Annotated in this window: 4 protein-coding genes; all 4 read left to right on the plus strand. The window is 55.3% G+C overall.

What is annotated here, in order from left to right:
* Positions 1–436, plus strand: a 436-nt coding sequence (locus tag ABJQ89_RS17075; RefSeq protein ID WP_348497359.1) for a putative PEP-binding protein, incomplete at its 5' end; no start/stop codon positions are given.
* Positions 437–584: 148 nt separating this feature from the next.
* Entirely contained in the window at positions 585–1,217 is a 633-nt protein-coding gene (locus tag ABJQ89_RS17080) for a cell wall hydrolase (protein WP_348497360.1), read from the plus strand.
* A gap of 81 nt (positions 1,218–1,298) precedes the next feature.
* Positions 1,299–2,216, plus strand: a complete 918-nt coding sequence (locus tag ABJQ89_RS17085) for a dihydroneopterin aldolase (RefSeq protein ID WP_348497361.1) — start codon at positions 1,299–1,301, stop codon at positions 2,214–2,216.
* 39 nt (positions 2,217–2,255) lie between these two features.
* On the plus strand, positions 2,256–3,230 hold a 975-nt coding region (gene folP, locus ABJQ89_RS17090; protein WP_348497362.1), incomplete at its 3' end, for a dihydropteroate synthase.

Consider the following 3,230-nt stretch of genomic DNA (forward strand, 5'->3'; position numbering starts at 1 on the left):
AGGCGCTGAATTTGACTACAAGCTGGGCGTTATGGTCGAGACACCACGCGCGGCGCTGCGGGCCGAAGATATTGCGGAAACCGCTTCCTTCTTGAGCTTCGGAACCAACGATTTGACCCAAATGGCGTATGGTCTATCGCGCGATGATGCTGGGCGGTTTATGTCTGCTTATGTGAACCAAGGTGTCTTTCCCGAAGACCCATTTCACACGCTTGATGTCGACGGTGTGGGTGAGCTGCTTATTCTTGGCGCAAAACGCGGGCGCACAGCCCGGCCTGATTTGGTGCTTTCCATGTGCGGAGAGCATGGCGGCAACCCCGAATCGATTGCGTTTTGTCGAGCGGCTGGTTTTGACTACGTGTCCTGCTCGCCTTTCCGTGTTCCTGTTGCGCGCCTTGCGGCTGCGCAATTGGCCATTGTCGACAAAGTCGGGTAGCGCCTTCTTTGTAAACCACAAAATGTTGCCCTAACGCGGCGGCAAGTAAGCCCGAAAATTTGACGCAAACCTGCGTCAATTTGGGTGGGGTGGAAATTTAACCATAAAATGATATCTAGCGTCGGATTGAAACAACACGAGAGTGTTTATGCGACGCTTGATCTCGACCCTATTTGCCATGTCCTTGGCGTTTTCCGTTTCTGCCGAAACGACGTCTGGCGATTTGTCGGGTATGATCCGCAAGGAAGAAGCGAATTTCGCGCGCCTTTCAAGCGCGCGGGTCGATGCGCTCTTTCGCCGTGTCAGCACTGGGCGCGCGGGTACTATTCAGTACACGCGCAGTTTCGTCGATGGCCTGCCAGCGGCGCAGGGTGGTGCATCTTTGAAATGCCTGTCTGAAGCGCTTTACTTCGAGGCGCGCGGTGAAACGATCAAAGGGCAATTTGCGGTTGCTGAGGTGATCATGAACCGCGTTGCGAGTGCGAGATACCCTGACAGCGTCTGCGGAGTGATCAATCAGGGAACGGGCCGCAAGTTTGCCTGCCAGTTCACCTACACCTGTGACGGGCGCGCCGAAGTGATCAACGAAAAGGCTACCTATGCGCGTCTTCAGAAGATCGCCAAGCTGATGCTATCGGATATGGAGCGTCCCCTGACCAAAGGTGCGACGCATTATCATACCAAGGCAGTGAACCCGAAGTGGAGCCGCGTTTTCCCCCGCACCGCAACAATTGGTGTTCACCATTTTTATCGCGAACCAACGCGTCTTAGCAGAAACTAAGCTGCATCTTGCCACGCAGGCGCGTTTAGCGCAGAAGCGCGACACGTAATTTCCCTAGCGGCATCTGTTGTGGAGCGATGTATGAGTGATGAGACCAGATTGGCATTTGCCCATCCCGAAGAGCGTGCAATTGCGACTGCGTCTGACACGGGCTTGGATCGGATTTCGCTGCGCGATCACATTGTGTCCGTTGAAATCGGCGCATTTCAAGCAGAGCGCGGGATCACGCAGCGTTTGAGTTTCAACATCGTTGTCGAGGTTCGACATATCAGTGCCGATCTGGCCGATGATGTGGATTTGATCCTGTCCTATGATCGCGTGACAGAAGCCATCGACATTGAACTGGCTGCCGAGCGGTTAAATCTGCTGGAAACACTGGCAGAACGGATTGCGGATCGCATTTTGATCGAACCGCAGGCTGAACGGGTTTTTGTGCGGATTGAAAAGCTGGATCGTGGGGGCGGTGCCCTTGGAGTGGAGATCGTGCGCACAGGGCAAGAGGGCAAAGCGCCACTTAGCGAAGACGCGCTGCAGTGCCAGATTGCTTATCTCAGCAATGACGCTGTGAAATCTCCCAATCTAACAGATTGGATCGCGCAACTGAGCGCGCGGGAGAAGCCGTTGGTGATTTGCGTGCCTGCCCCGAATGATGCGCGAACACAGGTCGGCGCATCACTTGCTCAGAACCGCATTGATCTGCTGAGTGTTGAGCAAAACGCTTGGGCCTTGGCCGCGCAAATCAACGGGCTTGCCGTTGTTGGAACGCGCACTGAAATGGATTGGGCGATTAAGAACAATCAGCCTTGTGTTTGGGCACCGTCTAAATTTGTCTTTGATGCCGTTCCTGCGCCGCTTCATCTCATCAACGATCCTGTCGCTTTGACGTTATGGTTTGCAGGCCAAGTGGATGCTGCAGACGTGATCTTGATTGGCGAAGACATGCCTGTTGATCCAAAGCTTCCTTGCCGTGCAGTCCCGCTAATGCAAGAACAGATTTAAGGCCGCATAGGCGCGCACCGTGAAGTTAAAGGGATGTGCATGACAGATTTTTTCCGCCCGCTCGCCCAGAGCGGCGATGTGCGGCCTAGCGGCGCGCTGCAACTTGCGGGAACGCAAAGCTGGTTCACGCATGTTGAACATTTGCGCCGTGATCAACCAAGCAAAGTCATTCCGCTGCAAGACACGCCAGAGGCGTGGCGCACGCGCGTTGCCGCGCCGCGTGCACCCATCGCAGGTCTGAATTTCTCAGAACCTGTGATCATGGGGATTTTGAACCTTACACCTGATAGTTTTTCCGATGGTGGAACATTGAACAGTGCAGCACAGGCCGTCAGCCGTGCGCAGTCGATGGTGCAATCAGGCGCGCATTTGCTGGATGTGGGCGGCGAAAGCACGCGACCCGGCGCGCTTGAGGTGCCTTTCGAGGCCGAAATAGCGCGCACTGTTCCAGTGATCGAAGCGATCAGGCGCACGCTGGACGTGCCCATGTCTATTGATACGCGTAAGGCGCGCGTGGCCCATGCTGCGTTGCAGGCAGGTGTGAATATAGTAAACGATGTGTCTGGTTTTGAATTTGACCCAGACCTCGGTCCACTTTGCGCCATGAATTCTGCGCCAGTTTGTTTGATGCATGCGCAAGGCTTGCCTGAAACCATGCAAGACGCGCCGCAATATGATGACGTTTTGCTGGATGTGTATGAGTTTTTGGAACGGCAGATCGAACTGGCGGTTGGCTTCGGCGTAAGCTGCGATCAGATCATCGTTGATCCCGGTTTGGGCTTTGGCAAAACGCGCGATCACAACTTACGGCTCATTCGTGGGCTTTCCATTTTTCACGGCTTGGGCTGCCCCATATTGCTGGGCGCCTCGCGCAAGGGGTTCATTCGGGACATTGGCCAAGCGCCGACCGTGAACGAACGTGCGCCGGGGTCTATCGCGGTTGCGCTTGCAGCCGTGGCACAAGGCGTGCAAGTTTTAAGAGTCCATGATGTGGCAGAGACGCGCCAAGCGCTC

The organism is Planktotalea sp. (assembly GCF_039984035.1).
Taxonomy (GTDB): domain Bacteria; phylum Pseudomonadota; class Alphaproteobacteria; order Rhodobacterales; family Rhodobacteraceae; genus Planktotalea.